General features: G+C 41.0%; 1 protein-coding gene. It reads left to right on the forward strand.

The genetic code is table 11. The annotated features are described in order from the left end of the window. Positions 1-1,035 (forward strand): OmpA family protein (locus tag ACT3SX_RS15185; RefSeq protein ID WP_444761840.1); only part of this gene is annotated, 1,035 nt, incomplete at its 5' end. Between the last annotated feature and the right edge of the window lie 92 nt (positions 1,036-1,127).

Raw genomic sequence — 1,127 nt, forward strand, 5'->3', positions numbered from 1 at the left:
CTGTTAGAAAAAATAAAAAATGTTACTTATAAATTAAATCCGTTTAATGACTGGGAAATCGTAATGGAAAAAGTATTCAAGAACATGACATCGGCAATTATACTACCAAGTGTTTTGTTTGGTATGACTGCATGTACTGCTATAACTGGCCATAATAGTATTGATAACGAAGGTGATAGCCGCCGCGTTGGGAATGTATTATGGAATAACCAAGCTGACCCTGATTTAAACGGCTTGTTAGAAACTACTGTCGATAGTAATGAGACGCGATTGGTGTTTGTCCGAAAAAATGATAATGACCCCGAACAAACCAGCGCCAATGTTTCGATTAATGATAGGTACCAAGTTAGCTTGCATCCAGGAAACTATACGGTTGTTAATTCCTGTGTGGGTACAAACCAATTAAGCGCGCATGCTACGGGCTTTAAAGACAATGATTTACTGGCCGAGCAAAAAGATTATCAGTTAGTCGGTGGTCAAACTTACTTTTTTTATGTAGATATGGATGAAAATGGACAAGGGAACCTAGATCAGATCACGACAGAAAGCGCATTACCATTATTAGAAAATAAACGTTATCAGACGCATCAGATCAGCCGTGTCGTACCTAACTGTCCAGCGCCTACTGCAACACCGACACCGCCGCCGATTGTGCAACCGACCTTACCCGCACTCGCTGAAAAAATAACCATTGAGCTAGAAGTCTTGTTTGATACAGACAAAGCTATTGTAAAGCCCAGTTATTATAATGAAATATCTGAAGTTGCAGACTTCATGAGCCAATACCCTAACACAGTTGTTACCATTGAAGGTCATACTGACAGTCGAGCCAGTGATAGCTATAACCAAGCTTTATCACAACGCCGCGTTGATGCTGTTAAAGCAGTATTGATTACTCAGTTTGGCGTGGCACCTGACCGTCTGAGCGCAATTGGCTACGGTGAGTCAAGGCCAAGAGCTAGTAACGATACAGTAGAAGGCCGTCAGCTAAATCGCCGTGTAGTCGCCGTTATTGAAGAGCGCTCAAATAACTAGTACGTCAAAAACACTTTAGCTACTTACGTAATCCCATAAGCTGTCTCATAAAAAATTAAGCGGTACGACCGAAATTAAAAAAATAGAAGGTA

The organism is Psychrobacter sp. AOP31-B2-9 (assembly GCF_052378005.1).
GTDB lineage: Bacteria > Pseudomonadota > Gammaproteobacteria > Pseudomonadales > Moraxellaceae > Psychrobacter.